Source organism: Streptomyces sp. CGMCC 4.7035, from assembly GCF_031583065.1.
GTDB lineage: Bacteria > Actinomycetota > Actinomycetes > Streptomycetales > Streptomycetaceae > Streptomyces > Streptomyces yaanensis.
Map to the genome: position 1 here is coordinate 3,013,686 of NZ_CP134053.1, position 26,288 is coordinate 3,039,973.

The 26,288-nt window shown below is 71.5% G+C and carries 23 protein-coding genes and 1 pseudogene; 21 read left to right on the top strand and 3 right to left on the bottom strand.

Annotation, left to right across the window (positions count from 1 at the left end; genetic code table 11):
- Nucleotides 1-34 precede the first annotated feature (34 nt).
- Nucleotides 35-991 (bottom strand): 5-dehydro-2-deoxygluconokinase, encoded by a 957-nt coding sequence (iolC, locus tag Q2K21_RS12710; RefSeq protein ID WP_310770044.1) that lies wholly within the window; start codon nucleotides 989-991, stop codon nucleotides 35-37.
- Between the two features lie 354 nt (nucleotides 992-1,345).
- Between iolC and Q2K21_RS12715 the strand changes: the two genes are divergently transcribed.
- From Q2K21_RS12715 to Q2K21_RS12740, 6 genes are all read left to right on the top strand, one after another.
- Nucleotides 1,346-2,368, top strand: coding sequence for a sugar ABC transporter substrate-binding protein (locus Q2K21_RS12715; RefSeq protein WP_310770046.1), 1,023 nt, complete (start codon nucleotides 1,346-1,348; stop codon nucleotides 2,366-2,368).
- Entirely contained in the window at nucleotides 2,368-3,444 is a 1,077-nt protein-coding gene (locus Q2K21_RS12720; protein ID WP_310770048.1) for an ABC transporter permease, read from the top strand. The genes Q2K21_RS12715 and Q2K21_RS12720 overlap by 1 nt, the downstream gene beginning before the upstream one ends.
- A gap of 6 nt (nucleotides 3,445-3,450) precedes the next feature.
- Nucleotides 3,451-4,353, top strand: coding sequence for an ATP-binding cassette domain-containing protein (locus Q2K21_RS12725; RefSeq protein ID WP_310770050.1), 903 nt, complete (start codon nucleotides 3,451-3,453; stop codon nucleotides 4,351-4,353).
- A 1-nt stretch (nucleotide 4,354) separates the two neighbouring features.
- The gene (locus Q2K21_RS12730; RefSeq protein ID WP_310770052.1) at nucleotides 4,355-5,257 is read left to right on the top strand and encodes a sugar phosphate isomerase/epimerase family protein; all 903 of its coding nucleotides are present in this window, start codon (nucleotides 4,355-4,357) and stop codon (nucleotides 5,255-5,257) included.
- A gap of 25 nt (nucleotides 5,258-5,282) precedes the next feature.
- Nucleotides 5,283-6,302: a Gfo/Idh/MocA family protein gene (locus Q2K21_RS12735; RefSeq protein WP_310770054.1), complete on the top strand. Its 1,020-nt coding sequence runs from the start codon at nucleotides 5,283-5,285 to the stop codon at nucleotides 6,300-6,302.
- Nucleotides 6,303-6,464: 162 nt separating this feature from the next.
- A complete protein-coding gene (locus Q2K21_RS12740) occupies nucleotides 6,465-7,307 on the top strand; it encodes a glycerophosphodiester phosphodiesterase (RefSeq protein ID WP_310770056.1) in 843 nt (280 codons plus the stop codon).
- Between the two features lie 90 nt (nucleotides 7,308-7,397).
- Here the strand turns inward: Q2K21_RS12740 and Q2K21_RS12745 are convergent, their stop codons facing one another.
- Nucleotides 7,398-7,538: a hypothetical protein gene (locus tag Q2K21_RS12745; protein ID WP_310770058.1), complete on the bottom strand. Its 141-nt coding sequence runs from the start codon at nucleotides 7,536-7,538 to the stop codon at nucleotides 7,398-7,400.
- On the opposite strand from Q2K21_RS12745, the gene Q2K21_RS12750 reads away from it, so the two are divergent.
- The 10 genes and pseudogenes from Q2K21_RS12750 to Q2K21_RS12795 all read left to right on the top strand — a co-directional run bounded on the left by Q2K21_RS12750 (nucleotide 7,537) and on the right by Q2K21_RS12795 (nucleotide 19,948).
- Nucleotides 7,537-8,370, top strand: coding sequence for a M55 family metallopeptidase (locus tag Q2K21_RS12750; RefSeq protein ID WP_310770060.1), 834 nt, complete (start codon nucleotides 7,537-7,539; stop codon nucleotides 8,368-8,370). The genes Q2K21_RS12745 and Q2K21_RS12750 overlap by 2 nt on opposite strands.
- Nucleotides 8,363-9,667 (top strand): M20/M25/M40 family metallo-hydrolase, encoded by a 1,305-nt coding sequence (locus Q2K21_RS12755; protein WP_310770062.1) that lies wholly within the window; start codon nucleotides 8,363-8,365, stop codon nucleotides 9,665-9,667. Before Q2K21_RS12750 ends, Q2K21_RS12755 begins: the two co-directional genes overlap by 8 nt.
- A gap of 337 nt (nucleotides 9,668-10,004) precedes the next feature.
- Entirely contained in the window at nucleotides 10,005-11,969 is a 1,965-nt protein-coding gene (locus Q2K21_RS12760) for an LpqB family beta-propeller domain-containing protein (RefSeq protein ID WP_310770064.1), read from the top strand.
- A complete protein-coding gene (locus tag Q2K21_RS12765) occupies nucleotides 11,966-12,889 on the top strand; it encodes a S66 peptidase family protein (protein ID WP_310770066.1) in 924 nt (307 codons plus the stop codon). Before Q2K21_RS12760 ends, Q2K21_RS12765 begins: the two co-directional genes overlap by 4 nt.
- Before the next feature lie 147 nt (nucleotides 12,890-13,036).
- Complete coding sequence (locus Q2K21_RS12770; protein WP_310770068.1) at nucleotides 13,037-13,606, top strand: GNAT family N-acetyltransferase; 570 nt, start codon at nucleotides 13,037-13,039, stop codon at nucleotides 13,604-13,606.
- A 186-nt stretch (nucleotides 13,607-13,792) separates the two neighbouring features.
- Nucleotides 13,793-14,038 (top strand): annotated as a pseudogene (locus Q2K21_RS12775) (arginase family protein); the annotation flags it as partial.
- A 46-nt stretch (nucleotides 14,039-14,084) separates the two neighbouring features.
- On the top strand, nucleotides 14,085-16,058 hold the full coding sequence (locus Q2K21_RS12780) for a DUF5107 domain-containing protein (RefSeq protein ID WP_310770070.1): 1,974 nt from the start codon (nucleotides 14,085-14,087) through the stop codon (nucleotides 16,056-16,058).
- A 227-nt stretch (nucleotides 16,059-16,285) separates the two neighbouring features.
- Nucleotides 16,286-18,268, top strand: coding sequence for a zinc ribbon domain-containing protein (locus Q2K21_RS12785; RefSeq protein WP_310770072.1), 1,983 nt, complete (start codon nucleotides 16,286-16,288; stop codon nucleotides 18,266-18,268).
- Between the two features lie 132 nt (nucleotides 18,269-18,400).
- Nucleotides 18,401-18,907 (top strand): phage holin family protein, encoded by a 507-nt coding sequence (locus tag Q2K21_RS12790; protein WP_310770074.1) that lies wholly within the window; start codon nucleotides 18,401-18,403, stop codon nucleotides 18,905-18,907.
- A gap of 3 nt (nucleotides 18,908-18,910) precedes the next feature.
- Nucleotides 18,911-19,948 carry an SDR family oxidoreductase gene (locus Q2K21_RS12795; RefSeq protein WP_310770076.1) on the top strand — a complete coding sequence of 346 codons (1,038 nt, stop codon included), beginning with the start codon at nucleotides 18,911-18,913 and terminating at the stop codon, nucleotides 19,946-19,948.
- Between the two features lie 99 nt (nucleotides 19,949-20,047).
- On the opposite strand, the gene Q2K21_RS12800 is transcribed toward Q2K21_RS12795, so the two are convergent.
- Nucleotides 20,048-21,004 carry an LLM class F420-dependent oxidoreductase gene (locus Q2K21_RS12800; RefSeq protein ID WP_310770078.1) on the bottom strand — a complete coding sequence of 319 codons (957 nt, stop codon included), beginning with the start codon at nucleotides 21,002-21,004 and terminating at the stop codon, nucleotides 20,048-20,050.
- A gap of 186 nt (nucleotides 21,005-21,190) precedes the next feature.
- Here Q2K21_RS12800 and Q2K21_RS12805 point away from each other — a divergent pair, with 186 nt between their 5' ends.
- From Q2K21_RS12805 to Q2K21_RS12825, 5 genes are all read left to right on the top strand, one after another.
- Nucleotides 21,191-22,528 (top strand): NAD(P)/FAD-dependent oxidoreductase, encoded by a 1,338-nt coding sequence (locus tag Q2K21_RS12805; RefSeq protein WP_310770080.1) that lies wholly within the window; start codon nucleotides 21,191-21,193, stop codon nucleotides 22,526-22,528.
- The gene (locus Q2K21_RS12810; RefSeq protein ID WP_310770082.1) at nucleotides 22,525-24,372 is read left to right on the top strand and encodes a transketolase; all 1,848 of its coding nucleotides are present in this window, start codon (nucleotides 22,525-22,527) and stop codon (nucleotides 24,370-24,372) included. Before Q2K21_RS12805 ends, Q2K21_RS12810 begins: the two co-directional genes overlap by 4 nt.
- Before the next feature lie 14 nt (nucleotides 24,373-24,386).
- Complete coding sequence (gene ligD / locus Q2K21_RS12815; protein WP_310770084.1) at nucleotides 24,387-25,304, top strand: non-homologous end-joining DNA ligase; 918 nt, start codon at nucleotides 24,387-24,389, stop codon at nucleotides 25,302-25,304.
- Between the two features lie 153 nt (nucleotides 25,305-25,457).
- Nucleotides 25,458-25,799, top strand: a complete 342-nt coding sequence (locus Q2K21_RS12820) for a gas vesicle protein GvpO (RefSeq protein ID WP_310770086.1) — start codon at nucleotides 25,458-25,460, stop codon at nucleotides 25,797-25,799.
- Nucleotides 25,800-25,860: 61 nt separating this feature from the next.
- Nucleotides 25,861-26,286 carry a gas vesicle structural protein GvpA gene (locus tag Q2K21_RS12825; protein WP_310770088.1) on the top strand — a complete coding sequence of 142 codons (426 nt, stop codon included), beginning with the start codon at nucleotides 25,861-25,863 and terminating at the stop codon, nucleotides 26,284-26,286.
- Nucleotides 26,287-26,288 lie beyond the last annotated feature (2 nt).

A 26,288-nucleotide genomic window follows, 5' to 3' on the forward strand; every position in this document is an offset into this window, starting at 1 on the left:
GTCGGCCGCGGGTGAGGAGTCCTCGACGCGGCGGTCAGCCGCGGGCGAGGAGGGCGGCGACCTCCGACTCGGTCGGCATCGCGGAGGAGCAGGCGAGACGGGAGGCCACGAGCGCTCCGGCCGCGTTGGCGTACCGCATGGTCTGCTCCAGTGGCCGGCCGGCCAGCAGACCGTGGCAGAGCGAGCCGCCGAAGGCGTCCCCGGCGCCGAGCCCGTTGACGACCTCCACGGGTACGGGCGGCACCTCGGCCGTCGTACCGTCGCGGTGCACGGCGAGCACGCCCTTGGGTCCCTGCTTGACGACCGCGAGTTCCACACCGGCTTCGAGGAGCGCCTCGGCGCAGGCCTGTGGTTCGCGTACGCCGGTGGCGATCTCGCACTCGTCGAGGTTGCCGACCGCCACGGTGGCGTGGCGCAGTGCCTCGGCGTAGTACGGGCGTGCCGCCTCGGGGTCCGTCCAGAACATCGGGCGCCAGTCCAGATCGAAGACCGTGATGCCTGCCTTGTCCCGCGTCTTGAGGGCGGCGAGTGTGGCCGAGCGGCTGGGCTCCTCGCTCAGGCCGGTGCCGGTGATCCAGAAGATCCGGGCGGTGCGGATGGCGGAGAGGTCCAGCTCGTCGGTGTGGATCTCGAGGTCGGGGGCCTTGGGGCGGCGGTAGAAGTAGAGGGGGAAGTCGTCCGGCGGGAAGATCTCGCAGAACGTGATCGGGGTCGGGTAGGCGTCCACGGGCGTCACGAACCGGTCGTCGACGCCGAACTCCATCAGCGCCTGGTGCAGATAGGTGCCGAAGGGGTCGTTCCCGGTCCGGGTGATCACCGCGCTGGTGCGGCCGAGGCGCGCGGCGGCCACCGCGACGTTGGCAGCCGAGCCGCCGAGATACTTTCCGAAGGACTCGACCTGCGGGAGCGGCACACCGGTCTGCAGTGGGTAGAGATCGACCCCGATGCGTCCCATAGTGATCAGATCGAAACAGGCGGCGGGCTCAGACATGCGCGTCGCTCCTCGTGCGGCGGTGCGGGCGGTCGGGCGCCCGGGAGGCGGGCATCCGGGCGGTCGGTGCCCGCCGGGCGGGCGATCCGGGCCTGGATGCCTCACAGGTGTAGGCCGCGCGGCACGCCCCTGTCAAGACTTTGTACTTACATTCGGACCTGCTTCTGAAATGATGTCTTAACAAAGTATTGACAGGCGGGTGTCGCAGGGGCTTGTATCCCGTCCCAGCGAAACCGCCGGTTTCACCGGTGCCCGACCCGGACTCGTCGTCCGGGCCTTCGCGTAGGGCAACCCGCCCGGCGCTGTTCCTTCCCGTTCCCTTTCCCCCCGGTCGCACAGTGAGGTGCTGGAAAGATGGATCGCACGTTTCACCCCCGCCGTTCCCGCAGAGTCGCTCCGCTCCTCGCGATAGCCGCGGCGTCCGCGCTGCTCGTCGCCGGCTGCTCCAGCAGCTCGGGCGGAAAGAAGGCGGAGGAGAGCAGCTCCGGCGCCGCCGCGGGCAAGGCCGACACTCCCCGTATGACGGTCGCGCTGGTCACCCACCAGGCGCCCGGTGACACGTTCTGGGACATCGTCCGCAAGGGGGCCGAGGCCGCCGCGGCCAAGGACAACATCAAGCTGGTCTACTCCAGCGACCCGAACGCCGGGAACCAGGCCAACCTGGTCCAGAACGCGATCGACCAGAAGGTCGACGGCGTCGCGGTCACCCTCGCCAAGCCGGACGCCATGAAGGACGTCGTGGGCAAGGCGAAGACGGCGGGTATCCCGGTCGTCGGCCTCAACTCGGGTCTGAGCGACTGGAAGAAGCTCGGTCTGATGGAGTTCTTCGGGCAGGACGAGAGCGTGGCGGGAGAGGCGTTCGGCAAGAAGCTGAACGAGATCGGCGCCAAGAACGCCGTATGTGTGATCCAGGAACAGGGCAACGTCGGACTCACCCAGCGCTGCGACGGCGTGAAGAAGACGTTCAGCGGCAAGACGCAGATCCTCTATGTCAACGGCACGGACATGCCGTCGGTGAAGTCGACGATCACCGCCAAGCTGAAGCAGGACAGCTCCATCGACTACGTGGTCGCGCTCGGCGCGCCGTACGCCCTCACCGCGGTGCAGTCGGTGTCCGACGCGGGCAGCAAGGCGAAGGTGGCCACCTTCGACCTCAACAAGGCCCTGACCAGCGCCATCCAGAAGGGTGACATCCAGTTCGCCGTCGATCAGCAGCCCTACCTCCAGGGCTACCTCGCGGTCGACTCCCTGTGGCTCTACAAGAACAACGGCAACTACAGCGGCGGTGGTGAGCAGCCGGTGCTGACAGGCCCGGCCTTCGTCGACAAGACCAACGTCGACACCATCGCAACCTTCGCCGCGAAGGGCACCAGGTGATGACCATGTCCCAGCAGGCTGCGCCGGCGGTGACCTCACCGCCGGCCTCCGGCCCCAAGGAGCGCGACGGGCGGACCGCACAGCGCTCCCTCGTTCTCCGGCTGCTCGCCCGGCCGGAAGTCGGCGTCTTCCTCGGCGCCGTCGCGGTGTTCGTCTTCTTCTTCGCCATGGCACCGACGTTCCGTTCGGGAAGCGCCATGGCCACCGTCCTCTACCAGTCGTCCACCATCGGGATCATGGCACTGCCCGTGGCCCTGTTGATGATCGGCGGCGAGTTCGACCTGTCGGCCGGTGTCGCGGTGATCACCTCGGCGCTGACCGCAAGCATGGTCAGCTTCCAGCTGACGATGAACGTCTGGGTCGGTGTGTTCGTCGCGCTCCTCGTCTCCCTCGGGATCGGCGCGTTCAACGGCTGGATGATGGTGCGCACCGGGCTGCCCAGCTTCCTCGTCACCCTCGGCACCTTCCTCGGTCTGCAGGGCATCAACCTCGCGGTCACCAAGCTGATCACCGGCAACGTGGCGACCGACGACATCAGCGACATGGACGGCTTCGACCAGGCCAGGGCGGTCTTCTCGTCGTCGTTCACCGTCGGCGGCGTCCAGTTCAAGGTCACCGTCCTGTGGTGGCTGGGCTTCGCGGCCCTGGCCACCTGGGTGCTGCTGCGCACCAAGTACGGCAACTGGATCTTCGCCGTCGGCGGCAACAAGGACAGCGCGCGGGCCGTCGGCGTGCCGGTGAAGTTCACCAAGATCTCGCTGTTCATGCTGGTCGGCTTCGGCGCCTGGTTCGTGGGCATGCACCAGCTGTTCGCCTTCAACACCGTGCAGTCCGGCGAGGGCGTCGGCCAGGAGCTGATCTACATCGCCGCCGCGGTGATCGGCGGCTGTCTGCTCACCGGCGGCTACGGCTCCGCGATCGGCCCGGTCTTCGGCGCCTTCATGTTCGGCATGGTCAGCCAGGGCATCGTCTACGCCGGCTGGAACCCCGACTGGTTCAAGGCCTTCCTCGGCGTGATGCTCATCGGCGCCACCCTCATCAATCTGTGGGTCCAGAAGTCCGCGACCCGGAGGTGACCACCCATGACGAACACTGACCTCAGCAAGAACGGCGGCGCCGCCGCCGTCGCCGACCAGGCCCCCGTCGTCGAACTGCGCGGCACGGGCAAGTCGTACGGCAACATCCGCGCCCTGCACGGAGTCGACCTCGCCGTCCACCCCGGCAAGGTCACCTGCGTCCTCGGCGACAACGGCGCCGGCAAGTCCACCCTGATCAAGATCATTTCCGGGCTGCACCAGCACACCGAGGGCGAGGTCCTCTGCGACGGGCAGCCGGTGAAGTTCACCACCCCGCGCGACGCCCTCGACAGGGGCATCGCCACCGTCTACCAGGACCTGGCGACCGTGCCGCTCATGCCGGTCTGGCGCAACTTCTTCCTCGGCTCCGAGATGACCAAGGGCGCCTGGCCCTTCCGCCGTCTCGACATCGCCCGCATGAAGAAGACCGCTGACGAAGAACTGCGGAACATGGGCATCGTCCTGGACGACCTGGAACAGCCCATCGGCACGCTCTCAGGCGGCCAGCGCCAGTGCGTCGCCATCGCCCGCGCCGTCTACTTCGGCGCCCGCGTCCTCATCCTGGACGAGCCCACCGCCGCGCTCGGCGTCAAGCAGTCCGGCGTCGTCCTGAAGTACATCGCCGTAGCCCGCGACCGCGGCCTCGGCGTCATCTTCATCACCCACAACCCGCACCACGCCTACATGGTCGGCGACCACTTCAGCGTACTGCGCCTGGGCACCCTGGAGCTCAGCGCGAGCCGCGACCAGGTCAGCCTCGAAGAGCTGACCAACCACATGGCCGGCGGCGCCGAACTCGCCGCCCTCAAGCACGAGTTGGCGCAGGTCCGCGGCGTCGACGTCGAGGAGCTCCCCGAAGCGAAGGACCTCCAGGCACCCGTGGCGGCATCTCCCGAAGGGACCTCCTGACATGACCACTGCCCTGGACCGCATCCGGGTCGGCTCGGCCCCGGACTCCTGGGGCGTCTGGTTCCCGGACGACCCGCAGCAGGTGCCCTGGGAACGCTTCCTGGACGAGGTCGCCGAGGCCGGCTACTCCTGGATCGAACTCGGCCCGTACGGCTATCTGCCGACCGACCCGGCGCGTCTCACCGAAGAGGTGAACAAGCGGAACCTGAAGGTCTCGGCCGGCACGGTCTTCACCTCCCTGCACCGCGGACCGGCCGTATGGGAGTCCACCTGGGAGCATGTCAGCCGGATCGCGGCACTCACCCGGTCCATGGGCGCGAAGCACCTCGTGGTCATCCCCTCCTTCTGGCGGGACGACAAGACCGCCGAGATCATCGAGCCCTCGGAGCTCACCGCCGAGCAGTGGGCCCACCTCACCAAGGGCATGGAACGGCTGGGCCACGAGGTCAAGGAGACCTACGGCCTCGACATCGTCGTCCACCCGCACGCCGACACCCACATCGACACCGAGGAGCACGTCGAGCGCTTCCTCGACTCGACGGACTCCGACCTGGTCAACCTCTGCCTGGACACCGGGCACTACGCCTACTGCGGCGGCGACAGCGTCAAGCTCATCGAGACCTACGGCGAGCGCATCGGCTATCTGCACCTCAAGCAGGTCGACCCGGAGATCCTTGCCGACGTCGTCAAGAACGGGGTGCCGTTCGGGCCCGCCGTGCAGCGCGGCGTGATGTGCGAGCCCCCGGCCGGCGTGCCCGCGCTGGAGCCGGTCCTCGCCGCCGCCCAGGGCCTCGGCGTCGACCTGTTCGCCATCGTCGAGCAGGACATGTACCCCTGCGAGCCGGACAAGCCGCTGCCCATCGCCGTACGCACCCGCAAGTTCCTCCGCTCCTGCGGCGCCTGACCCCTCGAAGGGACGACCAACCACCATGACTCAGCGTGGAACGCTCTCAGTCGCCGTCATCGGGACGGGTCGGATGGGCGCCGACCATGTCCGCCGCATCAGCCAGGTGACCAACGGGGCGCGGGTGAGTGCCGTCGTGGACGTGGACGCGGAACGCGCCAAGAGCGTCGCGGCCACAGTAGAGGGCTGCACCGCCTACACCGACCCCGCCGCCGCCATGGCCGCGGACGACGTCGACGCCGTACTCATCGCCTCCCCGGGCCCCGCCCACGAGGCCGCCCTGCTCACGGCCTTCGAACACGACCTGCCGGTGCTGTGCGAGAAGCCCCTCACCCCCGACGCGGCCTCCGCGCTCAGGGTCCTGGAGGCCGAACAGAAGCTGGGTCACCGGCGCGTCCAGGTCGGCTTCATGCGGCGCTACGACGCCGAGTACATCAAGCTCAAGGCGCTGCTGAACAGCGGCCAGCTGGGCCGGCCACTGATGCTGCACAACCGGCACCGCAACGCGGCCAGCCCGCCCGGCTTCACCGACGCCATGCTCATCAACGACTCGGTCGTGCACGAGATGGACGTGACGCGCTGGCTGCTCGACCAGGAGATCACCGCGGTGACGGTGCTGCGCCCGACGCCGTCGGACAACGCGCCCGACGGCCTCGCGGACCCGCAGTTCGTCGTCTTCGAGACCGACGGTGGCGCGCTCGTCGACGTCGAGATCTTCGTCAACTGCGGCTTCGGCTACCAGGTGCAGGCCGAGGCGGTCTGCGAGCGCGGCACCGCCCGGATCGGCGACGGACACGCCATGGTCACCAACGCGGCGGGCCGCTGGGGCGGAACCATCGCCCAGGACTTCGTGGAGCGCTTCGAGGAGGCGTACGACCGTGAGGTGCAGGCCTGGGTCGACGCCACCCGGCGCGGCGAGGTCACCGGGCCGAGTGTCTGGGACGGCTACGCCGCTGCGGCGGTCTGCGAGGCGGGTGTCCGCGCCCAGGCCGAGGGCCGCCGTATCGAAGTCGAGCTGATCGAGCGCCCCGCGCTCTACCGCTGACCCGCCGGATCAAGGAGTACCTGACGACCTGGAAGTAGCGACCGGCCGACTGCGCCGAGAAGGGGCGCCTGACGGGGCCTTGCCCTGTTCAGGCGCCCCTTTTTGTGTGACGCGGCATCACTGGTAGCGTCGGCGGCCGCTTCTGCTCGGGGGAAATGGAAGATGAAACCGCGCGGCAGGTTGGTACTGCCCCTCATCGCGACGACGGTGCCCGTGGCGCTTCTGTGCGCGGCTGCCCTGACCGGTCCCCTCACAGCGGGCCCTGACGCGCAGGAAGATACCTGCTCCCGTACCTACGCCATCGGGCACCGTGGCGCTCGCCGGATCGCCCCGGAGAACACGATCGCCTCCTTCGAAGCGGCGGCCGATCGCGGCGCGGACTGGGTGGAGGCCGATGTGCACTTCACCAAGGACGGCCAACCGGTCATCATGCACGACGACACCGTGGACAGGACGACCGACGGCACCGGTCGGGTCGACGAGCTCACCGCCGAGGAGATCTCCGAGCTGACGGTGAAGGGCGGAGGACACGTTCCCACCCTGCGGGAGACGCTGTCGTCGCTCAGGTCCAGGTCGACTCGATTCCTGCTGGACATGAAGGGACCGCAGACGTCCGCAGCGGTCGACCGCGCCCTGCGACTCGTCTCCGAGGCCGGAATGACCGAGCGCACCCTGCTCCAGTCCTTCGACGAGAAGGTGGTGCGGGACGCGGCGGCCTCCCCGTACCGGACGAAGGTCGCGCTGATCCGGTCCACACTCGACACGGACCCCGTGGCCACGGCCCGGAAACTCTCACTCGCCGCGTACGTGGTGAAGTTCAAGAGCCTTGCGGCCCGGCCCGCGGCAGTGGACCGGCTCAGGGCGGCCGGCGTCGAGGTGTTCGTCTGGACGGTCAACGACGAGAGCACATGGCGGACCGCGACGTCGTGGGGTGTCGACGGTGTCATCACCGACCGCCCGGATCGGTTTTCCCAGTGGCGGGAAGCCGACTGCGCTGACGGCTGATGCTCATCGTCACCGCAGTGGGCACGCGCTGAGTGACTGCCGTGGGCGGGCGCGCCCCGCCCACGGCCGCTCTTTCGGCAGGTCCTCAAATCACTCCGCCGCCGCGCTCCCGGACAGGCGGACCTCCTCGTTGTCGAGGGCGGCCCGCAGGCGGCGCAGTACGGTGTCGTCGATGCGGCGTTGGTCGCTCGGTAGCCGGGTTTCCCTTCGGCGCGTAACGTGACAGGGCATGAAGATCCTCATCAGCGCCGACATGGAGGGCGCCACCGGCGTGACCTGGCCGGCCGACGTGCTGCCCGGGACGCCCCAGTGGGAGCGGTGCCGGGCCATGTTCACCTCGGATGTCAACGCCGCCGTGCTCGGTTTCCTGGACGGTGGCGCCGATGAGGTGCTGATCAACGAAGCCCACTGGAGCATGCGCAATCTGCTCCTGGAGCGGCTGGACGAGCGGGCACAGATGCTCACCGGCCGTCACAAGTCCCTCTCCATGGTGGAGGGCGTGCAGCACGGGGACGTGGACGGTATCGCGTTCGTCGGCTATCACGCGGGCGCCGGGGCGGAGGGGGTGTTGGCTCACACCTATCTCGCCAACTCCATCACGGGCGTCTGGCTCAACGACGTACGGGCCAGCGAGGGCCTTCTGAACGCGCACGTCGTCGCCGAGTACGGCGTGCCCGTCATCCTCGTCACCGGCGACGACGTGGCCTGCGAGGACGCGCTCGGATACGCGCCCGAGGCGCTCAAGGTCGCCGTCAAGGACCATGTCTCGCGGTACGCCGCCGTGTGCCGCACCCCGGCCAGGACCGCCGCCGACATCCGCGCGGCGGCCAAGGAGGCGGCCTCCCTGGCGGTACGCCATGAGCCGGTGAACGGCGGGCCGTTCACGGTGGCGCTGGAGTTCGACGCGGAGCACCTGGCGATGGCCGCCACCGTCGTGCCGGGTGTGGACCGGATCGGGGAGCGGAAGGTGGCGTACACGAGCGGGACCATGTACGAGGGGATCCGTACCTTCAAGGCGGTCACCACGATCGTCTCGGCCGCGGTGGAGGAGCAGTATGGCTGACCAGCAGGCACTCGACGAGGTCGTACGGTTCACCTCCGACCTCATCCGCATCGATACCACCAACCGCGGCGGCGGCGACTGCCAGGAACGGCCCGCCGCCGAGTACGCGGCCGCGCGGCTGGCCGAGGCGGGTCTGGAGCCCACCCTGCTGGAGCGCACCAAGGGCCGGACGAATGTCGTCGCCCGCATCGAGGGCACCGATCCCTCCGCCGACGCCCTGCTCGTCCACGGCCACCTCGACGTGGTGCCCGCCCAGGCCGGTGACTGGAGCGTGCACCCGTTCTCCGGCGAGGTCCGCGACGGCGTCGTCTGGGGCCGGGGCGCGGTCGACATGAAGAACATGGACGCCATGATCCTCGCGGTCGTACGGGACTGGGCGCGCTCGGGCGTGCGGCCGCGGCGCGACCTCGTCATCGCGTTCACCGCCGACGAGGAGGCGAGCGCGGAGGACGGCTCCGGCTTCCTCGCGGACCGGCACGCCGACCTCTTCGAGGGCTGCACGGAGGGCGTCAGCGAATCCGGGGCGTTCACCTTCCACGACGGTGGCGGCCGGCAGATCTACCCGATCGCGGCGGGCGAGCGCGGCACCGGCTGGATCAAGCTCACCGCGCGCGGCCGGGCGGGCCACGGCTCCAAGGTCAACCGCAGCAACGCGGTCACCCGGCTCGCCGCCGCCGTCGCCCGTATCGGCGCCCACGAGTGGCCGCTCAGACTCACCCCGACCGTGCGGGCCGCGCTCACCGAGCTCGCCGCGCTGTACGGCCTCCAGCCCGACCTCGACGACGTGGACGGCCTCATGGAGAAGCTCGGCCCGGCCGCCGCGCTCGTGGAGGCGACCGTCCGCAACAGCACCAACCCGACGATGCTGAGCGGCGGCTACAAGATCAACGTCATCCCGGGGGAGGCCGTCGCGCACGTCGACGGACGCTATCTGCCCGGCGGCGAGGACGAGTTCCGCGCGACCCTCGACGAACTCACCGGGACGGACGTGGAGTGGGAGTTCCACCACCGCGAGGTCGCCCTCCAGGCGCCGGTGGACTCGCCGACGTTCGCCAGGATGCGGGCCGCCGTCGAGGAGTTCGCGCCCGAGGGGCACGTGGTGCCCTACTGCATGTCGGGCGGCACGGACGCCAAGCAGTTCTCGCGCCTCGGCATCACCGGGTACGGGTTCGCGCCGCTCAAGCTCCCCGAGGGCTTCGACTACCAGGCCCTCTTCCACGGCGTCGACGAACGCGTCCCCGTCGAGGCGCTGCACTTCGGCGTCCGCGTCCTCGACCGCTTCCTGCGCGCGGCGTAGGGGCGACGCCGCGCGTCCGGAGGGTCGCGCTCGTATGGGCGAGGAAGCGGGACCGGAGACCGCCCCTCGCCCGCCGTCACGGGGAACGGAAGCGGGACCGGAGCCCGCCCCTCGCCCGCCGTCACGGGGAACGGAAGCGGGACCGGAGCCCGCCCCTTCGCCCGCCGTCACGGGGAACGGAAGCTGGCGTACCCGGGCCGGACCGTGTATGAGGAGATCCGGACCTTCCGGGTCACCAGACGTCCCGGCCGCGAGGGAGGAGCAGCATGGCTGACCAGCGGGCACTCGACGAGGTCGGACGGTTCACCGGGCACACGGCCCGGTAGGAGTGGGGGAGATGGTGCAGACCCTGCCGTACGGGGCGTGGCCCTCGCCGATCGATTCGGCGCTCGCCGCCGCGCACGACGGGCAGCCGGAGTCGGTGGGCTTCGTCGGCGACGAGGCATGGTGGACCGAGCCGCGCCCCACCGAAGGCGGCCGCCGCACGCTGGTACGACGCACGGCGGACGGCACGGAGGAGACGGTCCTGCCCGCGCCGTGGAACGTGCGCAGCCGGGTCATGGAGTACGGCGGCCGGCCCTGGGCCGGGGCGATGCGTCCCGAGGGGCCGCTGCTGGTGTTCGTGAACTTCGCGGACCAGCGCCTGTACGTGTACGAGCCCGCGACCCCCGGCGACGAGCCGCGCCCGCTCACCCCGCTCTCGCCGGTCGGCGGTGGACTGCGCTGGGTCGACCCGCACCTGCACCTGGAGCGCGGCGAAGTGTGGTGCGTGCTGGAGGAGTTCACCGGCGACGGGCCCACCGACGTGCGGCGGGTGGCCGTCGCCGTACCGCTGGACGGCTCGGCCGCACAGGACCGGGACGCCGTGCGCGAACTCATCGACGCGCGCCACCGGTTCGTCACCGGACCCCGCCTGGCGCCGGACGGCCGGCGCGCCGCCTGGATCGCCTGGGACCATCCGCGCATGCCATGGGACGGCACCGAGCTGATCGTCGCCGAAGTGACCGGCGACGGGACGCTCCGGGAGCCCCGCACGGTCGCCGGTGGCCCCGACGAGTCGATCGCCCAGGCCGAGTGGGCGCCGGACGGCTCCCTGCTGTACGCCGGTGACGGCACCGGCTGGTGGAACCTCTACCGGGACGGCGTGCCGCTGTGTCCCCGCGAGGAGGAGTTCGCCGGACCGCTGTGGAAGGTCGGACAGCGCTGGTTCGCCCCTCTGGAGAACGGGCTGATCGCCGTCGTACATGGCAGGGGCGCGGGCCGGCTCGGCATCCTCGACCCGGAGCGCGGTGAGGTCGTCGACACGGCCGGACCCTGGACCGAGTTCGCCCCCGCACTCGCCGTGCACGGCAGCCGGATCGTCGGCGTCGGCGCCGGCCCGCGCAGCGCGTACGAGGTCGTCGAGCTGGACTCCTGCACCGGCCGCGCCCGGGTGATCGGCGCCGCGCACACCGACCCGGTGGACCCCGCGTACTACCCCGAACCGCGGATCCGCACGTTCACCGGCCCCGCGGGCCGCGAGATCCACGCGCACATCTATCCGCCGCACCACCCCGGCCACCTCGCGCCCGACGACGAACTGCCGCCGTACGTCGTGTGGGCGCACGGCGGGCCCACCGGCCGCGCCCCACTCGTCCTCGACCTGGCGATCGCCTACTTCACCTCACGCGGCATCGGCGTCGCCGAGGTCAACTACGGCGGCTCGACCGGTTACGGACGCGAGTACCGCAACCGGCTGCGCGAGCAGTGGGGCGTCGTCGACGTCGAGGACTGCGCGGCCGTCGCCCTCGCGCTCGCCGACGAGGGCACCGCGGACCGCGACCGGCTCGCCGTGCGTGGCGGCAGCGCGGGCGGCTGGACGGCGGCGGTGTCCCTGACGACGACCGACGTGTACGCCTGCGGCACGATCATCTACCCCGTTCTCGACCTGGCGACCTGGGGATCGGGCGAGACCCACGACTTCGAGTCGCGGTATCTGGAGACCCTGGTCGGACCGTACGACGAGGTCCCCGGCCGGTACGCCGAACGGTCGCCCCTGGAGCACGCCGACCGGATCACCGCACCCTTCCTGCTGCTGCAGGGCCTCGACGACGCCATCTGCCCGCCCGCGCAGTGCGAGCGGTTCCTGGCCCGGCTGGAGGGGCGGCGGATCCCGCACGCCTACATCGCCTTCGAGGGCGAGGGGCACGGATTCAGGCGGGCTGAGACCATGGTGCGAGCCCTGGAGGCCGAGCTGTCCCTGTACGCGCAGGTCTTCGGGCTGAACCCGCCCGGCATCCCCACCCTGGAGCTCAGCAAGTGACACCCCTCGTACGCCCGCCCCGACTGGCCCCCGGCGCCCGAGTGGCCGTCGTCGCGCCCAGCGGACCCGTCGTCGAGGAGCGGCTCGCCGCCGGGCTCGACATCCTGCGCGGCTGGGACCTGGACCCCGTCGTGGCCCCGCACGTCCTCGACCGGCACCCGGACTTCCCCTACCTCGCCGGCACGGACGCCGACCGGGCCGCCGACTTCCAGGCCGCGTGGTGCGACCCGGACGTGGCCGCGGTGCTGTGCGCCCGCGGCGGGTACGGGGCGCAGCGCATGGTGGACCTGCTCGACTGGGACGCGCTGCGGGCCGCCGGTCCCAAGGTGCTCGTCGGCTTCAGCGACATCACGGCGCTGCACGAGGCGTTCGCAGCCCGCCTGGGCCTGGTCACGCTGCACGGCCCGATGGTGTCGGCCGTCGACTTCCTCAAGACCGCGCGGGCGCAGGAACACCTGCGGGCGACGCTCTTCGAGCCGGAGTCCGTACGGACCATCACGTCCGCGGGCACGACGCTCGCCCCCGGCCGCGCCCGGGGCATCACCCTCGGCGGCTGCCTCAGCATGCTCACGTCCGAACTCGGCACTCCGCACGCCCGGGCCGGCGCCCGGGGCGGGCTGCTGCTGATCGAGGACGTCGGCGAGGACGCGTACCGGATCGACCGGAGCCTCACCCAGCTCCTGCGCTCGGGACGGCTCGACGGGGTCGCCGGGATCGCGCTCGGCTCGTGGGAGAGGTGCGGCCCCTACGAGCTGCTGCGCGCGGTCTTCACCGACCGGCTCGGCGGGCTCGGGGTGCCGGTCGTGGAGGAGTTCGGATTCGGACACGGGGAGGGCGCGCTGACGATGCCGTTCGGCGTCGCGGCGGAACTGGACGCGGACGCGGGAACGCTGACGCTGGACGTACCGGCGCTGGCGTAACCCTGGCGGGCACGCGCCGACGCACGTCACCCGTCCGGCCCCACCGGCCGTCCGCCGCCCATCCTGGTGACGGGGCTGGTGGGGGCGCTGTGCGGGGCGATCCTCATGAGGCGGCGCGGATGAGCCCGGCTCACGTACGGTATTGAGGTGCCTGAGACCGCCGCATACCTCGCCGAAGGCCCCCGCGTGGGCATACGCCACTTCACGCGCGACGACGGTGCCGAGTTCACCGCCCGGGCGCGGGAGAGCAAGGACCTGCACCATCCGTGGTTGTTCCCGCCGGACACCGCGCAGGCGTACGCCGCCTACGCGGGGCGGCTCAACGAGGACCCGACGAGGGCGGGATTCCTGGTGTGCGAGAAGGACAGCGGGGCCATCGCCGGGTTCATCAACATCAACAACATCGTCAAGGGCGGCTTCCTGTGCGGCGCCCTCGGCTACGGCGTCTTCGCGCACGCCGCCGGGCGGGGGCTGATGTCCGAGGCCCTCGACCTCGTGGTGCGGTACGCCTTCGGGCCGATGGGACTGCACCGGCTGGAGATCAACGCGCAGCCCGGCAACGTCGCCTCGATCGCCCTCGCCCGGCGCTGCGGCTTCCGCCTGGAGGGATTCTCCCCGGACATGATCTACATCGACGGGGCCTGGCGGGACCACGAACGCTGGGCGATCACGGCCGAAATGGTCTCTCCCCAGGGGGCGGCGCGCGGCCGAGGATGATCCTCATGCGCACCGTCGTCGTCCTGGACGCCCCCTCCAACCTCGGCCTTCGGCCGCCTGCCCCCGGGAGCGGGCCCCGGCTGCTATCGAACACTTGTCCAGTGCTCCATCCTTCAGGATGGAGGTGAAGGGCATTCTTGCCTCAGCGACCCCTGCCGCCCGTAAGGGTGGTCTGACAAGGTCTCCACACCGCAACTCCAGGGGTTCTGGGTGCACCTGGACGCCGACGTCCTCGATCCGTCCATGATGCCCGCCGTCGACAGCCCCGACCCCGACGGACTCCTGCCCGACGAACTCGTCGCGCTGCTGGGGCCGTTGCTGGCCTCCCCGCACTGCGTCGGCCTCAACGGCACCATCTACGACCCCGATCCGGACCCGGAGGGCACGGCCGGGAAGCTCCTCGCGGACGTCGTCGTGTCCGCCTTTGCGTAATCCTGACCGGCACAACCCCTGGTCGACTCGTCGAACGCCGGGTTCCATGGTGATCGTGACGACCATCCGACGGGACGCAATGACGCTGCCCGCCGCGGCGCTCGGGCCGGACAACCCGCTGCCCCCGCTACGGCCCCTCGACGAGGTGCACCGCATCGACGACCGGGACAAGGAGGACCTGCCGCGCGACATGGCCCGGCAGGTCGGCCACGCACCGCTGCGCAGCCTGCTGCCCGTGCGCGTCCGGGACGGCTACGGCAGAACGCGTCGACCCCGGCACATCGACACCCTGGTGATCGAGAACGACCGGCTGCGCGCCACCGTCCTGCCCGGCCTCGGCGGACGGATCGCGTCGCTGTTCCACAAGCCGACCGGCCGCGAACTCCTCTACCGCAACCCGGTGTTCCAGCCCGCCTGCTTCGCGCTCAACGGCGCCTGGTTCTCCGGCGGCATCGAGTGGAACATCGGCGCCACGGGCCACACCACCCTCTCCTGCTCGCCCCTGCACGCGGCCCGCGTCACCGCACCCGACGGCGGGGAGATGCTGCGCCTGTGGGAGTGGGAGCGCCTGCGCGACCTGCCCTTCCAGGTCGACCTGTGGCTGCCGGAGGGCTCCGACTTCCTGTACGTCGGCGTCCGTGTCCGCAATCCGCACGAGAAGCCCGCGCCGGTGTACTGGTGGTCCAACATCGCGGTGCCGGAGCAGTGCCGGGTGCTCGCCCCGGCCGAGGAGGCATGGCACTTCGGCTACGAGCGTCGGCTGCGGAGGGTGCCGGTACCGGTGTACGACGACGTGGACCGCACGTACCCCCGGAACAGCACCCACCCCGCCGACTACTTCTACGAGGTGCCCGACGGACGGCGCCGCTGGATCGCCGCGCTCGGCGAGGACGGCCACGGGCTGGTGCAGACGTCGACGGACGTGCTGCGCGGGCGGAAGCTGTTCGTCTGGGGTACCGGGGCCGGCGGACGCCGCTGGCAGGAGTGGCTCACCGAACCGGGCACCGGCGGCTACTGCGAGATCCAGGCCGGACTCGCCCGCACCCAGCTGGAACACGTACGGCTCGACGCCGGCAGCGAGGTGTCGTGGCTGGAGGCGTACGGCCCGTTGAGCGCGGACCGCGAGGGGGAGTGGGGCACCGTCGTACGAGGGGCCGAGGCGCGGCTCGCAGCCGCCCTGCCGCGCGCCGACGTGGACGCCGCGTACGAGGCGTGGCTGCCGCACGCCGACACCGAACCCGGTGAGGTGCTCTCCGTGGGCTCCGGCTGGGGCGCGCTGGAAGTGCTGCGCACCGGGGACAAGCTGCCGGGCACGCCGTTCGCGGAGTCCACGCTCGGCGACGCGCAGGCGCCGTGGCGGGAGCTGCTGCGGTCCGGTTCCTTCCCCGAGCCGCGGAAGGCCGGGCCACCGGGGGAGACGCTCGTGGCTCCGCACTGGCGGGACATGCTGGAGACCGCGCCCGCACGCCCGCTGACGGAATATCACCTCGGCGTGGCCCAGTGGCACGCCGGCGACCGGGCGCAGGCGGTGCGCAGTTGGGAGCGTGCCCTGCAACTCGCGCCGTCCCTGTGGCCGTTGCTGCGTTGCCTCGCGGTGGCCGACCAGGAGGCCGGCCATCGCGAGCGCGCCGCCGACCGGTATGCCGAGGCCTTCGACGACCTGTGCCACGAGCGGCGCGACGACGGGGAGACCTGGACGGCCGTCACGGCGGCGCTGGGCCGCGAGGCCATCGAGGCGCTGCTGGTGGTGGGCCGTGCCGGGGACGCGCGCGCCGTGTGGAGTCTTCTGCACCCCGCGACGCGCCGACGCGGCCGCTTCCGGCTGACCGAGGCCCGGCTCCTGCTCGCCGAGGGGGACCGGGAGGCGGCGCGGGCCGTCTTCGACGCGGGCTTCGAGGTCGCGGACCTGAGGGAGGGCGCGGAGTCGATCGGCGAGCTGTGGTCCCGGCTCACGGACGACCCGCTGCCGGCGCGGTACGACTTCCGGATGCGGCCCGGGGACGACGGTCGGCCGGGGTGAGGCCGACGCGGCCGTTCCCGGCCGTCGAGCTCCGCCCGGCCTGCGACACCGTACAGGCTCATGTGTTTCCTCTGGGATCCGTAGTGATGCGTCATTCATCGGTGTCATTCCGTGTGTCCGGTACCGGTATCGGTGCCGTATGAGAGTGCGAGGACCGAATGCGTGACCTTTCTCAGGGCGTGTCGTTGATCGGATGACAGCACCACGGACGGGAAAGGGGGGAACCGGTGAGCCGGAAGCTGCCGCTCGGCGAGGGTGAGACGGCCCGCACCGCCTGTGCCCGTGGCCTGCTGCGGGCGGGTGTGGTGGAGCAGACGGGCGAGGTACTGTCGGCCGCTGTTCTGGCGGAGCGGGTGGACTGGGCGGCCGCTCTGGTGTCCGGCATGGCCGCCTCGCTGCTCGCCGCGCACTGGAATGCCGCCGACGTGGACGCACTCGCCTCCGGCGAGGATACAAAGGGCCGGGCGTTGCCGTCGAACGCGTGGATGGCACTGCGGCGTCTGGGCTGGAGTGCCGCGCCGCCGGAGGGCATCCGGGTCAATGACCGGATCGTGCGCATGGCCCAGGAACAGGCCGGGCGCACCCTGCGGTCGGCGAAGTGGCGGGCCGATCTGACCGCCGGAATCCTGGCGACCTGGCCCACCGATCCCGCCAAGCGCACCCCGCAGGAATGGGACGCCGTCCGCGAGGTCATCCCCGACGGGCGGCACCTTCCGTCCAGCGTGATCAGGTCGCGCACCCGGCAGGTCGCCGCCTTCCAACGCACCAACGGCCGGTTGCCGGCCGACGTGTTCGAACTGGAGAGAGCACCCAACGTCGCGCGGATGATGCTGCTGTCGGCCTGTGACGGCCAGCAGGCCACCATCGCCCGCTGTGACGATCCGGGCCGGGCGCTGCTGCGGCTGCAATTGCCCACTCGCCCCGACCCGCGCTCCTACCGGGACTGGACGTGGGTGGCCTGCCCCATCACACTGCCCCCGACCGTCCCGCCCGGCGCGGTGCTGCACCTGCCCACCCTCTGCGTCCACCAGGGCAGGGTGCGGGCCGATCTCGCCTACACGCACCCCGTGCTCGCGGCCCGGCGCGCCGGGCACACCGTGGCGCTCGGCGTGGACTGGGGACTGAACACGCTGCTCAGCGCGGGCGCCATCCGGCTGCACGGCAACGGGACGATCACCGCGCTCGGGGCCGGTGCTCAGTTCCGTGCTGCTGGTGTGCTGGCCAAACAGCACCGGCTGCGCCGCGCGTGCGAGTACCTGCACGCCAAGGCCGACCACTACCACCGGCTCATCGGCAACACCGACAGCCATCGCCTGACCAGCAGGCACGCTGTCCTGGCCGAGGAGATCCGGCACGTGTCGGATCGGCGCTCGAACCTCAACGACGCGCTCGCCTGGTCCGCCGCCCGTTGGACGGTCGACCAGGCCATCACCGCCCGTGCGAGCGTGATCTACGTCGAGGACCTCCGCTCGCTGGAGGCCCGGGGCATGGGCCGCACCCTGAACAGCCGCCTGTCCCAGCAGGTGCGCGGACAGATCGTGGAACGGATGCGGCACCTGGCCGCCGAAGCGGGCATCGCCGTGGTCACCGTCCCGGCCCGGGGCACCTCCCGGCACTGCCCCCGCTGTCTCGTCCCGCTGCGCCACCGCAAGGCCCCCGACCGGCCCACCACACCCGGCTGGAAATGGGCCATCTGCCCGAACCCGGACTGCGGCTGGCGGGGCGGCGACCGCGACACCGGGGCATGGCAGCGCATCGCCGCACGCGGCCTGACCCACCAGACCAGGACCGCCCGCGACCGCGCCACCGGTGTGATGACCATCCGCAGCGTGGTCGACAAGCTTGAAGCCACCGCCATGGTCGCACCGGCCACCACACAGACCCGCCGGGACCGGTCCAAGACCGGACCCACCCGGCGCAGCACCACACGCCCCGCGCCCAGGCGACGCAGGGCACCCTCCCCCACCGGCCCCTCGGGTCCGGCGGGCCAGCGTCCGGAGGGACACGCACCACCGGGCCGGATGATGAGGCTGCCCCGCGCAGCCCACCGGCACCAGGGCGTGACGACGATCAGCACACCCACCACCCGCCGACACCGGCCGAGAGGGGCGGCACTGGGCGCGGGTTTCCACCTGCACGCCCACGCAACCCCACCCAGGTGGACACAACCCGTGCCAGACACTACGTCTTGTCTTGCACAGGTCGCTTAGCTGATCAGAGACGCTCCCAGAATCTCCATATGGAGGAGCCTAGTTGGGGCCGCCCGAGGAGGAGATCGTTTCGGACGGATCCCGGGCGCGCACGCGGCGTTACGCCCGCCGGGGCCCGGGTACCCGGCGGGCATGGACCGCATGGATCATCTGGAACACCTGGACAAGCACCTGGTCGACGAGCTGGCGCAGGTGGCTCGTGAGGCCGTGCGCGACGAGCTGCGCGAGCAGACGCGCAAGCAGCGCCGCACCGCCGCGCTGTACGCCGCGTCCGGTGCCGTCGGCCTCTACGCGGGCGCCGCGCTGGCGCTCGCCCTCGGCCTGGCGCTGGCGCTCGGCCTGCCCGGCTGGGCCGCCGCACTGATCATGGCGGCGGTGCTGGGCGTGGCCGCCTATCTGCTGCGCGGCGCGGCACGCTCCGGCGCACACGCACACGCACACGCGCATGCGCACGCGGGCGCGATGCCGGGCGCCGGGGGCCGTGTGATGGGCGGTACGGCGCCCGGGGCGCCGCCGAGCGGGCTCGGGCCGCCGTATCCGCCGACGCCGCCCACCGTGCCCGGGGCTCCCGGGCCAGGTGCGCCGGGATACGGGGGACCCGCACCCGATCCCGAGGCTCCGCACCACCGGGCCCGGTGAGCGATGACCAGGGCCTTGTCGGGAGCCCTGGCACGGCGCCGCAGGGCCGTCGTGGTGACCGGGGCCAGCGGCGGCGTGGGCCGGGCCACGGCCCTGGCCTTCGCCGCCCGCGGCGACCGGGTCGCCCTGCTCGCCCGGGGCCGCGAGGGCCTCGCCGCGGCGGCGGACGAGGTGCGCATCGCCGGGGGTGAGGCGCTCGTCGTCCCTGTCGACGTGGCGGACGCGAACGCCGTCGAGGACGCGGCCCAGCAGGTCGCCGACGCCTTCGGGCGCATCGACGTCTGGGTCAACAACGCGTTCGCAGGGGTCTTCGCGTCGTTCACGGACATCACTCCGGACGAGTTCCGCCGGGTCACCGAAGTGACGTACCTCGGCTGTGTGTTCGGCACGCGGGCCGCCCTGCGGCACATGCTGCCCGCGGACCACGGGACGATCGTCCAGGTCGGCTCCGCCCTCGCCTACCGGGGTATACCGCTGCAGTCGGCGTACTGCGGGGCCAAGCACGCCGTCCAGGGCTTCAACGAGTCGCTCAGGTGCGAGCTGCTGCACGAGGGAACGCGGGTGCGGACGACGATGGTGCAGCTGCCGGCGGTCAACACCCCGCAGTTCGACTGGGTGCTCAGCCGGCTGCCGGGGCGGGCGCGGCCGGTGGCGCCGGTCTACCAGCCGGAGGTGGCGGCCCGCGCGATCGTGCACGCGGCCGGGCACCCGCGGCGCCGGGAGTACTGGGTGGGGGCGTCGACGGCGGCCACGCTGATCGCCAACGCCGTGGCTCCGGGCCTGCTGGACCGGTACCTCGCCCGTACGGCGTTCGACGCGCAGCAGGAGTCCGGGGAGCACGCCGCCGCGGGGAATCTGTGGAGCCCCGCGGACGGCCCGCATGGTCACGACTACGGGGCACACGGCCGCTTCGACGCGGAGTCCCTGCCGGGCAGCTCCGAGGAGTGGCTGTCCCGCAACCGGGGGAGGATAGGCGCGGGCCTGCTGGTCGGTCTGGTCGGTGGGGGCGCCGCGGTGAGCGGGCTCCGACGCCGTGGCTGAGTGCCGACGGCTGAGCGTCGTCGCGGTGGCTGAGCGCCGTCGCGGTGGCGCGGCGGGCAGCAGTCGCGGCAGTCGCTGGATCTTGCTTGCGGATCTTGCTTACCGCTTCAGCCGCGGCAGCACCTTCGTACGGTAGAAGTCGAAGAAGCCCCGCTGGTCGGGGCCGATCTGATTGACATAGACGCAGTCGAAGCCCGCGTCCACGAACGCGGTCAGCGCGGCCACGTGCTCGTCCACGTCGTCGCCGCACACGGTGTTCTCTCGCACCATGTCCTCGGTGATCAGCGGCTCAAGCTGCTCGAAGTGCTTCGGGGAGGGCAGCACCTGACCCATTTCGCCGGGCAGCAGTTGGTTGGACCAGAGCCTGCGGACCGCACGGACGGCTTCGTCGCGGTCGGTCCCGTAGCAGACCTTCGTACCGCCGCTGACCGGCTTGGCGCCGCCCCCGCCCTTGCGGAACTGCGAGACCATCGACTCGTCCGGCGTCATCGTGATGTACCCGTCGCCCACGCGGGCCGCGAGCGACGTCGCCGCGGGGCCGAAGCCGGAGATGTCGATCGCGACGGGCTGGTCGGGGACCGTGTACAGACGGGCGTTCTCGACCTTGTAGTGGGTGCCGTAGTGGCTCACCTCCTCGCCCGAGAACAGCCGGCGCATGACCAGGATCGCCTCCTCCAGCATTTCCAGGCGCACGTTCGTGGGCGGCCAGGCGTCCCCGAGGATGTGCTCGTTCAGCGCCTCGCCCGTGCCGACACCCAGCCGGAAGCGGCCGCCGGTCATCACCGCGCTCGTCGCGGCGGCCTGCGCCACCACCGCCGGATGGATCCGCACGGTCGGGCAGGTGACCGCGGTCTCGACCGGCAACGACACCGCCTCCGAGAGCGCACCGAGCACCGACCACACGAACGGGCTCTGGCCCTGTGCGTCGTTCCACGGGTGATAGTGGTCCGAGATCCACAGCAGCTGGAATCCGGCCTGCTCGGCCATCCTCGCCTGCTCGATCAGATCCGCCGGTGCGAACTCCTCGCACGACAGGAAGTAGCCGTACTCGGTCATGGGGGAACCTCCGGGACGGGGCGTACCGCGTCGGTCCCCGGCCGGGTATCCGTGCGACCGCGGCGCGAAACGCCCGGCGCGACGGCGTTTGGGCGCCCCGGCCAGGGGGACGCGGAAGGTCCCGGACGGGTGGCATTCGTGCGCCCGCCGGACAGACTCGGTACGCGACCACGCCGGAGGCGAAGAGTGAGTCGACCCCGCATCCTGATCGTCGGTGCCGGATTCGCCGGGTACCGGACGGCCCGCACCCTGGCCAGGCTGACCCGGCACCGGGCCGACATCACGCTCCTCAACCCGACCGACTACTTCCTGTATCTGCCTTTGCTGCCCCAGGTCGCCACCGGCATCCTGGAGCCGCGCCGCGTCGCCGTCTCGCTTCCGGGAACCCTGCGGCGGGTGCGCCTGGTGCTCGGCGAGGCCGACGGCGTCGACCTCGACGCGCGCACCGTGCACTACACCGACCCCGAGGGCCGGGGCGGCACGCTCGGCTACGACCGGCTCGTGCTCGCCGTCGGCAGCGTCAACAAGCTGCTGCCGATCCCCGGCGTCCCCGAGCACGCGCACGGATTCCGGGGCATGCCCGAGGCGCTGTACCTGCGCGACCACGTCACCCGCCAGATGGAGCTGGCCGCCGCGGCCGACGATCCCGAGAGCTGCTCCGCCCGATGCACCTTCGTGGTGGTCGGCGCCGGCTACACCGGAACCGAAGTCGCCGCGCAGGGCAAGCTGTTCACCGACGCGCTGGTACGCAAACAGCCGCCGCGCACGGGCATCCGACCACACTGGATGCTGCTGGACATCGCGCCGCGCGTGCTGCCGGAGATGGACGAGCGTCTCTCCCGCACCGCCGACCGCGTGCTGCGGCGGCGCGGCGTCGACGTGCGGATGGGCACCTCCGTGAAGGAGGCGACACACGACGGAGTCCTGCTGAGCGACGGGGAGTTCGTCGGGACCCGCACACTGGTGTGGTGTGTCGGCGTACGCCCCGATCCGCTCGTCGAGGGACTCGACCGGCCCCTGGAACGCGGACGGCTGCTCGTCGACCCGCACCTCCAAGTACCCGGCCACCCGGAGGTGTTCGCCTGCGGGGACGTGGCCGCCGTACCCGACCTGGAAAAGCCCGGTCAGTACACGTCGATGACGGCGCAGCACGCCTGGCGGCAGGGCAAGGTCTGCGCCCGTAACGTCGCCGCCTCCCTCGGCATCGGTACCCCGCGCTCCTACCGCCACCGCGACCTGGGCTTCGTCGTGGACCTCGGCGGCGCGCAGGCCGCCGCCGACCCGCTCGGCGTCCCGCTGGCCGGTCCGCTCGCCGCAGCCGTCGCCCGCGGGTACCACCTCGCCGCGCTGCCCGGCAACCGCGTCCGGGTCGCCGCCGACTGGCTCCTGGACGCCGTACTGCCACGCCAGGCCGTCCAGTTGGGGCTGGTCCGCTCCTGGTCCGTGCCGCTGGAGTCGGCATCGCCGGAACTGGCCCGCGTCCCAGGAGCCCCCGACACGTCAGCCACGGAGAAGGACTCATGAACAGCCGTCATCTTCACGATCTCGCACAGCAGTTGCGCGTCGACAGCGTCCGCGCCGCCGCCGCGGCCGGCTCCGGGCACCCCACCTCCTCGATGTCCGCCGCGGACCTGATGGCCGTCCTGCTGGCCCACCACCTCCGCTACGACTTCGAACGCCCCGCCCACCCCGCGAACGACCGGTTCATCCTCTCCAAGGGGCATGCCTCACCGCTCCTCTACGCCGCGTACAAGGCCGCCGGAGCGATCAACGAGACCGAGCTGCTCCTCTTCCGCAAGCTCGGCAGCCGCCTCGAAGGGCACCCCACGCCCCGCCGGCTGCCCTGGGTGGAGACGGCCACGGGCTCGCTGGGCCAGGGGCTGCCTGTGGGCGTCGGCATCGCTCTCGCCGGGAAACGGCTCGACCACACCGGCTACCGGGTCTGGGTGCTGTGCGGCGACAGCGAACTGGCCGAGGGCTCCATCTGGGAGGCCGCCGAGCACGCCGGGCACGAACACCTCGACAACCTGATCGCGATCGTCGACGTCAACCGGCTGGGCCAGCGCGGACCCACCCGCCACGGTCACGACCTCGACGCCTACGCACGCCGCTTCAAGGCCTTCGACTGGCACACCGTCGAGGTCGACGGGCACGACGTCGACGCCATCGACCGCGCCCTGGGCGAGGCCGAGTCCACCGCCGGACAACCCACCGTCATCCTCGCCCGCACCCTCAAGGGCAAGGGCGTCCCCGGGGTCCAGGACCGCGAGGGACTGCACGGCAAGCCGCTGCCGGACGCCGAGGAGGCGATCGCGGAACTCGGCGGGGTACGGGATCTGCGCGTCGAGGTCCAGCCGCCGCCGGCCGCCCGCATGCTGCACGCCGTGCGGGGCGGTCACCTGGACCTGCCGCGCTACGACGTCGGCGACGAGGTCCCCACCCGCGACGCCTTCGGCCAGGCGCTGGCCGCGCTCGGCCACGCCCGCGGCGACGTCGTCGCCATCGACGGTGAGGTGGGCGACTCCACGCGGGCCGAGTACTTCCACAAGGAGCACCCCGAGCGCTACTTCGAGTGCTACATCGCCGAACAGCTGATGGTCGCGGTCGCCGTCGGCATGGCGGCGCGCGGCTGGGTGCCGTATGCCGCCACGTTCGCCGCGTTCCTCACCCGCGCCCACGATTTCGTCCGGATGGCCTCGATCAGCGGCTCCGGCATCAACCTCGTCGGCTCGCATGCGGGCTGCGCCATCGGACAGGACGGGCCCTCGCAGATGGGCCTCGAAGATCTCGCGATGTTCCGCTCGGTGTACGACTCGACCGTGCTGTACCCGTGCGACGCCAACCAGACCGCCCGGCTCGTCGCCTCGATGGCCGGTCTCGAGGGCATCCGCTACCTGCGCACCTCCCGCGGGAAGACACCGGTGATCTACGGACCGACGGAGGAGTTCCCGGTCGGCGGCAGCAAGGTGCTGCGCGCCTCCTCCGAGGACCGGCTCACCGTCGTCGCCGCCGGCGTCACCGTCCACGAGGCGCTGAAGGCCGCCGACGTCCTCGCCGAACAGGGCATACGGATCCGGGTCATCGACCTCTACTCGGTCAAGCCCGTCGACCGCGCCACCCTGCGCGAGGCCGCCGAGCGCACCGGCTGCCTGCTCACCGTCGAGGACCACCGCGAGGAGGGTGGCCTCGGCGACGCGGTCCTCGACGCCTTCGTCGACGGACGCCCGGCACCCCGTCTGGTGCGCCTCGCCGTCCGTACGATGCCGGGCTCGGCGACCCCCGCCGAGCAGTTGCACGCCGCGGGCATCGACGCCGCGTCGATCGCCGCCGCGGCCCGGCTGCTGGTGGAGCACGCCGTCGTGCGGTGATCGAAGGGAGCTCGATGACCAGCACGCGGACCGTGCGGGCCGGCCGCCTGGTGGTGGAGATCCGCCGCCCGGACAAGGTGCTGTTGCCCGGCGACGGGGGCGGAAAGGAGTACACGAAGGCCGACCTCGTCGCCTACTACCGCTCCGTGGCCCGTTTCATGCTGCCCCATCTGCGTGGCCGCCCGCTGATGCTGGAGTGCCACCCGGACGGCGTCGACGGGCCCCGCTTCATGCAGAAGAACACCCCGGACCACTACCCGGACTGGATCCACCGCGTCGAGGTGCCCAAGGAGGGCGGCACCGTCTGCCACACCGTCTGCGACGACACCGCCACCCTCGTCCACCTCGCCGACCAGGCCTGCCTCACCCTGCACCGCTGGCTGTCCCGCGTCGGACGCCTCGAATCGCCCGACCGCATCGTCTTCGATCTCGACCCGGCGGGCGACGACTTCGGTCAAGTACGCCAAGCGGCCCGACTGCTGGGAGACCTCCTCGGGGATCTGAGGCTGCCGTCCGGCCTGATGACCACCGGCTCGCGGGGGCTGCACGTGGTCGTGCCGGTGAGCGGACGTCACGGCTTCGACGAGACGCGGGAGTTCGCCAAGGACGTCGCCGACACCCTCGCCGACGCCCGCCCCGACCTGCTCACCACCGCCGCCCGCAAGAAGGACCGCGGCGACCGGCTCTACCTCGACGTGCAGCGCAACGCCTACGCGCAGACCGCCGTCGCCCCCTTCACCGTCCGGGCCCGTCCGGGCGCCCCGGTCGCCACCCCCCTGTCCTGGGAGCAACTGGACGACCCCGAGGTGCACGCCCGCCGCTGGACCATCGCCGACGCCGTGGAGCAGGCCCGCACCGAACCGTGGGCGGGTCTGAGGGGCAGAGCACGCGCCCTGGGTCCGGCGCGCCGGCGCCTCGACGCTCTCCGGTGACGACGCCGTGGAGTCGGCGCATCGCTGCGCGTGGTCGGGAGCGCACCGATGACCGGGCCGCAGGTGCACCGCTCCGTGACACGCGATCGCGTACGCAAATCGAGATGGCATGTTTGTGCGAGAGACGTTGGGCACTCGGCTTACGAGGTCGCCATGTCGAATACACCACGTACATCGAATCCACAGGATTCGGGCAAGAAGTCAGAGAAGTCCGAGGGCGGCGCGGCAGAACGTCAGCCGAGGCCCATGGAGGTACTTCGTCATGCACGCGCCCAGTTCACCGAGCTCACCGGCCTGGCCCCCGAGTCCGTGTCGTCCCTGGAACGCACGGAAGACGGCTGGGCGCTGCAGATCGATGCCGTGGAGCTCGCCCGGGTGCCCGACACCATGAGCCTGCTCGCGACCTACGAGGTGGAACTCACCGATGACGGTGAGGTCATCGGCTACCGGCGCGTTCGGCGTTACGAGCGCGGCAGGGCCGATCCCCGTCGGTAGGGCGGTCGCAGAGGCCGTCGTCCCGCACACACACCAGACAGACTAAGGAGGACCGGTCGGCATGACCGTTGTCCCGGCACAGCAGGGCGGAGGCGGCGGCGGCACAAGTGGCCTGTACGACGTCCTGGAACTCGTTCTCGACCGAGGGCTCGTGATCGACGCGTTCGTGCGTGTCTCGCTCGTCGGCATCGAGATCCTGAAGATCGACGTACGGGTCGTCGTCGCCAGCGTCGACACCTATCTGCGCTTCGCCGAAGCATGCAACCGCCTCGATCTGGAGGCGGGTCCGCGCAAGCCGGCCGGACTTCCCGAGTTGGTCGGCGACATGACCGAGTCCGGCGCGCGGGGCAAGTCGAAGGGCGCCCTGACCGGCGCCGCGGAGACGATCTCCGACGCCTTCAGGCAGGCCCGTGAGGAGAGCCATGCCGAGGCAAGGCCGCGGGCGCACAAGAGCACGTCCGCCCGCAGGAAGGAAGAGGAGGAGTAGGC

Coding starts and splice junctions, on each gene's coding strand:
- iolC (WP_310770044.1), bottom strand. CDS start 991: ATGTCTGAGCCCGCCGCCTGTTTCGATCTGATCACTATGGGACGCATC.
- Q2K21_RS12715 (WP_310770046.1), top strand. CDS start 1,346: ATGGATCGCACGTTTCACCCCCGCCGTTCCCGCAGAGTCGCTCCGCTC.
- Q2K21_RS12720 (WP_310770048.1), top strand. CDS start 2,368: ATGACCATGTCCCAGCAGGCTGCGCCGGCGGTGACCTCACCGCCGGCC.
- Q2K21_RS12725 (WP_310770050.1), top strand. CDS start 3,451: ATGACGAACACTGACCTCAGCAAGAACGGCGGCGCCGCCGCCGTCGCC.
- Q2K21_RS12730 (WP_310770052.1), top strand. CDS start 4,355: ATGACCACTGCCCTGGACCGCATCCGGGTCGGCTCGGCCCCGGACTCC.
- Q2K21_RS12735 (WP_310770054.1), top strand. CDS start 5,283: ATGACTCAGCGTGGAACGCTCTCAGTCGCCGTCATCGGGACGGGTCGG.
- Q2K21_RS12740 (WP_310770056.1), top strand. CDS start 6,465: ATGAAACCGCGCGGCAGGTTGGTACTGCCCCTCATCGCGACGACGGTG.
- Q2K21_RS12750 (WP_310770060.1), top strand. CDS start 7,537: ATGAAGATCCTCATCAGCGCCGACATGGAGGGCGCCACCGGCGTGACC.
- Q2K21_RS12745 (WP_310770058.1), bottom strand. CDS start 7,538: ATGCCCTGTCACGTTACGCGCCGAAGGGAAACCCGGCTACCGAGCGAC.
- Q2K21_RS12755 (WP_310770062.1), top strand. CDS start 8,363: ATGGCTGACCAGCAGGCACTCGACGAGGTCGTACGGTTCACCTCCGAC.
- Q2K21_RS12760 (WP_310770064.1), top strand. CDS start 10,005: ATGGTGCAGACCCTGCCGTACGGGGCGTGGCCCTCGCCGATCGATTCG.
- Q2K21_RS12780 (WP_310770070.1), top strand. CDS start 14,085: ATGGTGATCGTGACGACCATCCGACGGGACGCAATGACGCTGCCCGCC.
- Q2K21_RS12790 (WP_310770074.1), top strand. CDS start 18,401: ATGGACCGCATGGATCATCTGGAACACCTGGACAAGCACCTGGTCGAC.
- Q2K21_RS12795 (WP_310770076.1), top strand. CDS start 18,911: ATGACCAGGGCCTTGTCGGGAGCCCTGGCACGGCGCCGCAGGGCCGTC.
- Q2K21_RS12800 (WP_310770078.1), bottom strand. CDS start 21,004: ATGACCGAGTACGGCTACTTCCTGTCGTGCGAGGAGTTCGCACCGGCG.
- Q2K21_RS12810 (WP_310770082.1), top strand. CDS start 22,525: ATGAACAGCCGTCATCTTCACGATCTCGCACAGCAGTTGCGCGTCGAC.
- ligD (WP_310770084.1), top strand. CDS start 24,387: ATGACCAGCACGCGGACCGTGCGGGCCGGCCGCCTGGTGGTGGAGATC.
- Q2K21_RS12820 (WP_310770086.1), top strand. CDS start 25,458: ATGTCGAATACACCACGTACATCGAATCCACAGGATTCGGGCAAGAAG.
- Q2K21_RS12825 (WP_310770088.1), top strand. CDS start 25,861: ATGACCGTTGTCCCGGCACAGCAGGGCGGAGGCGGCGGCGGCACAAGT.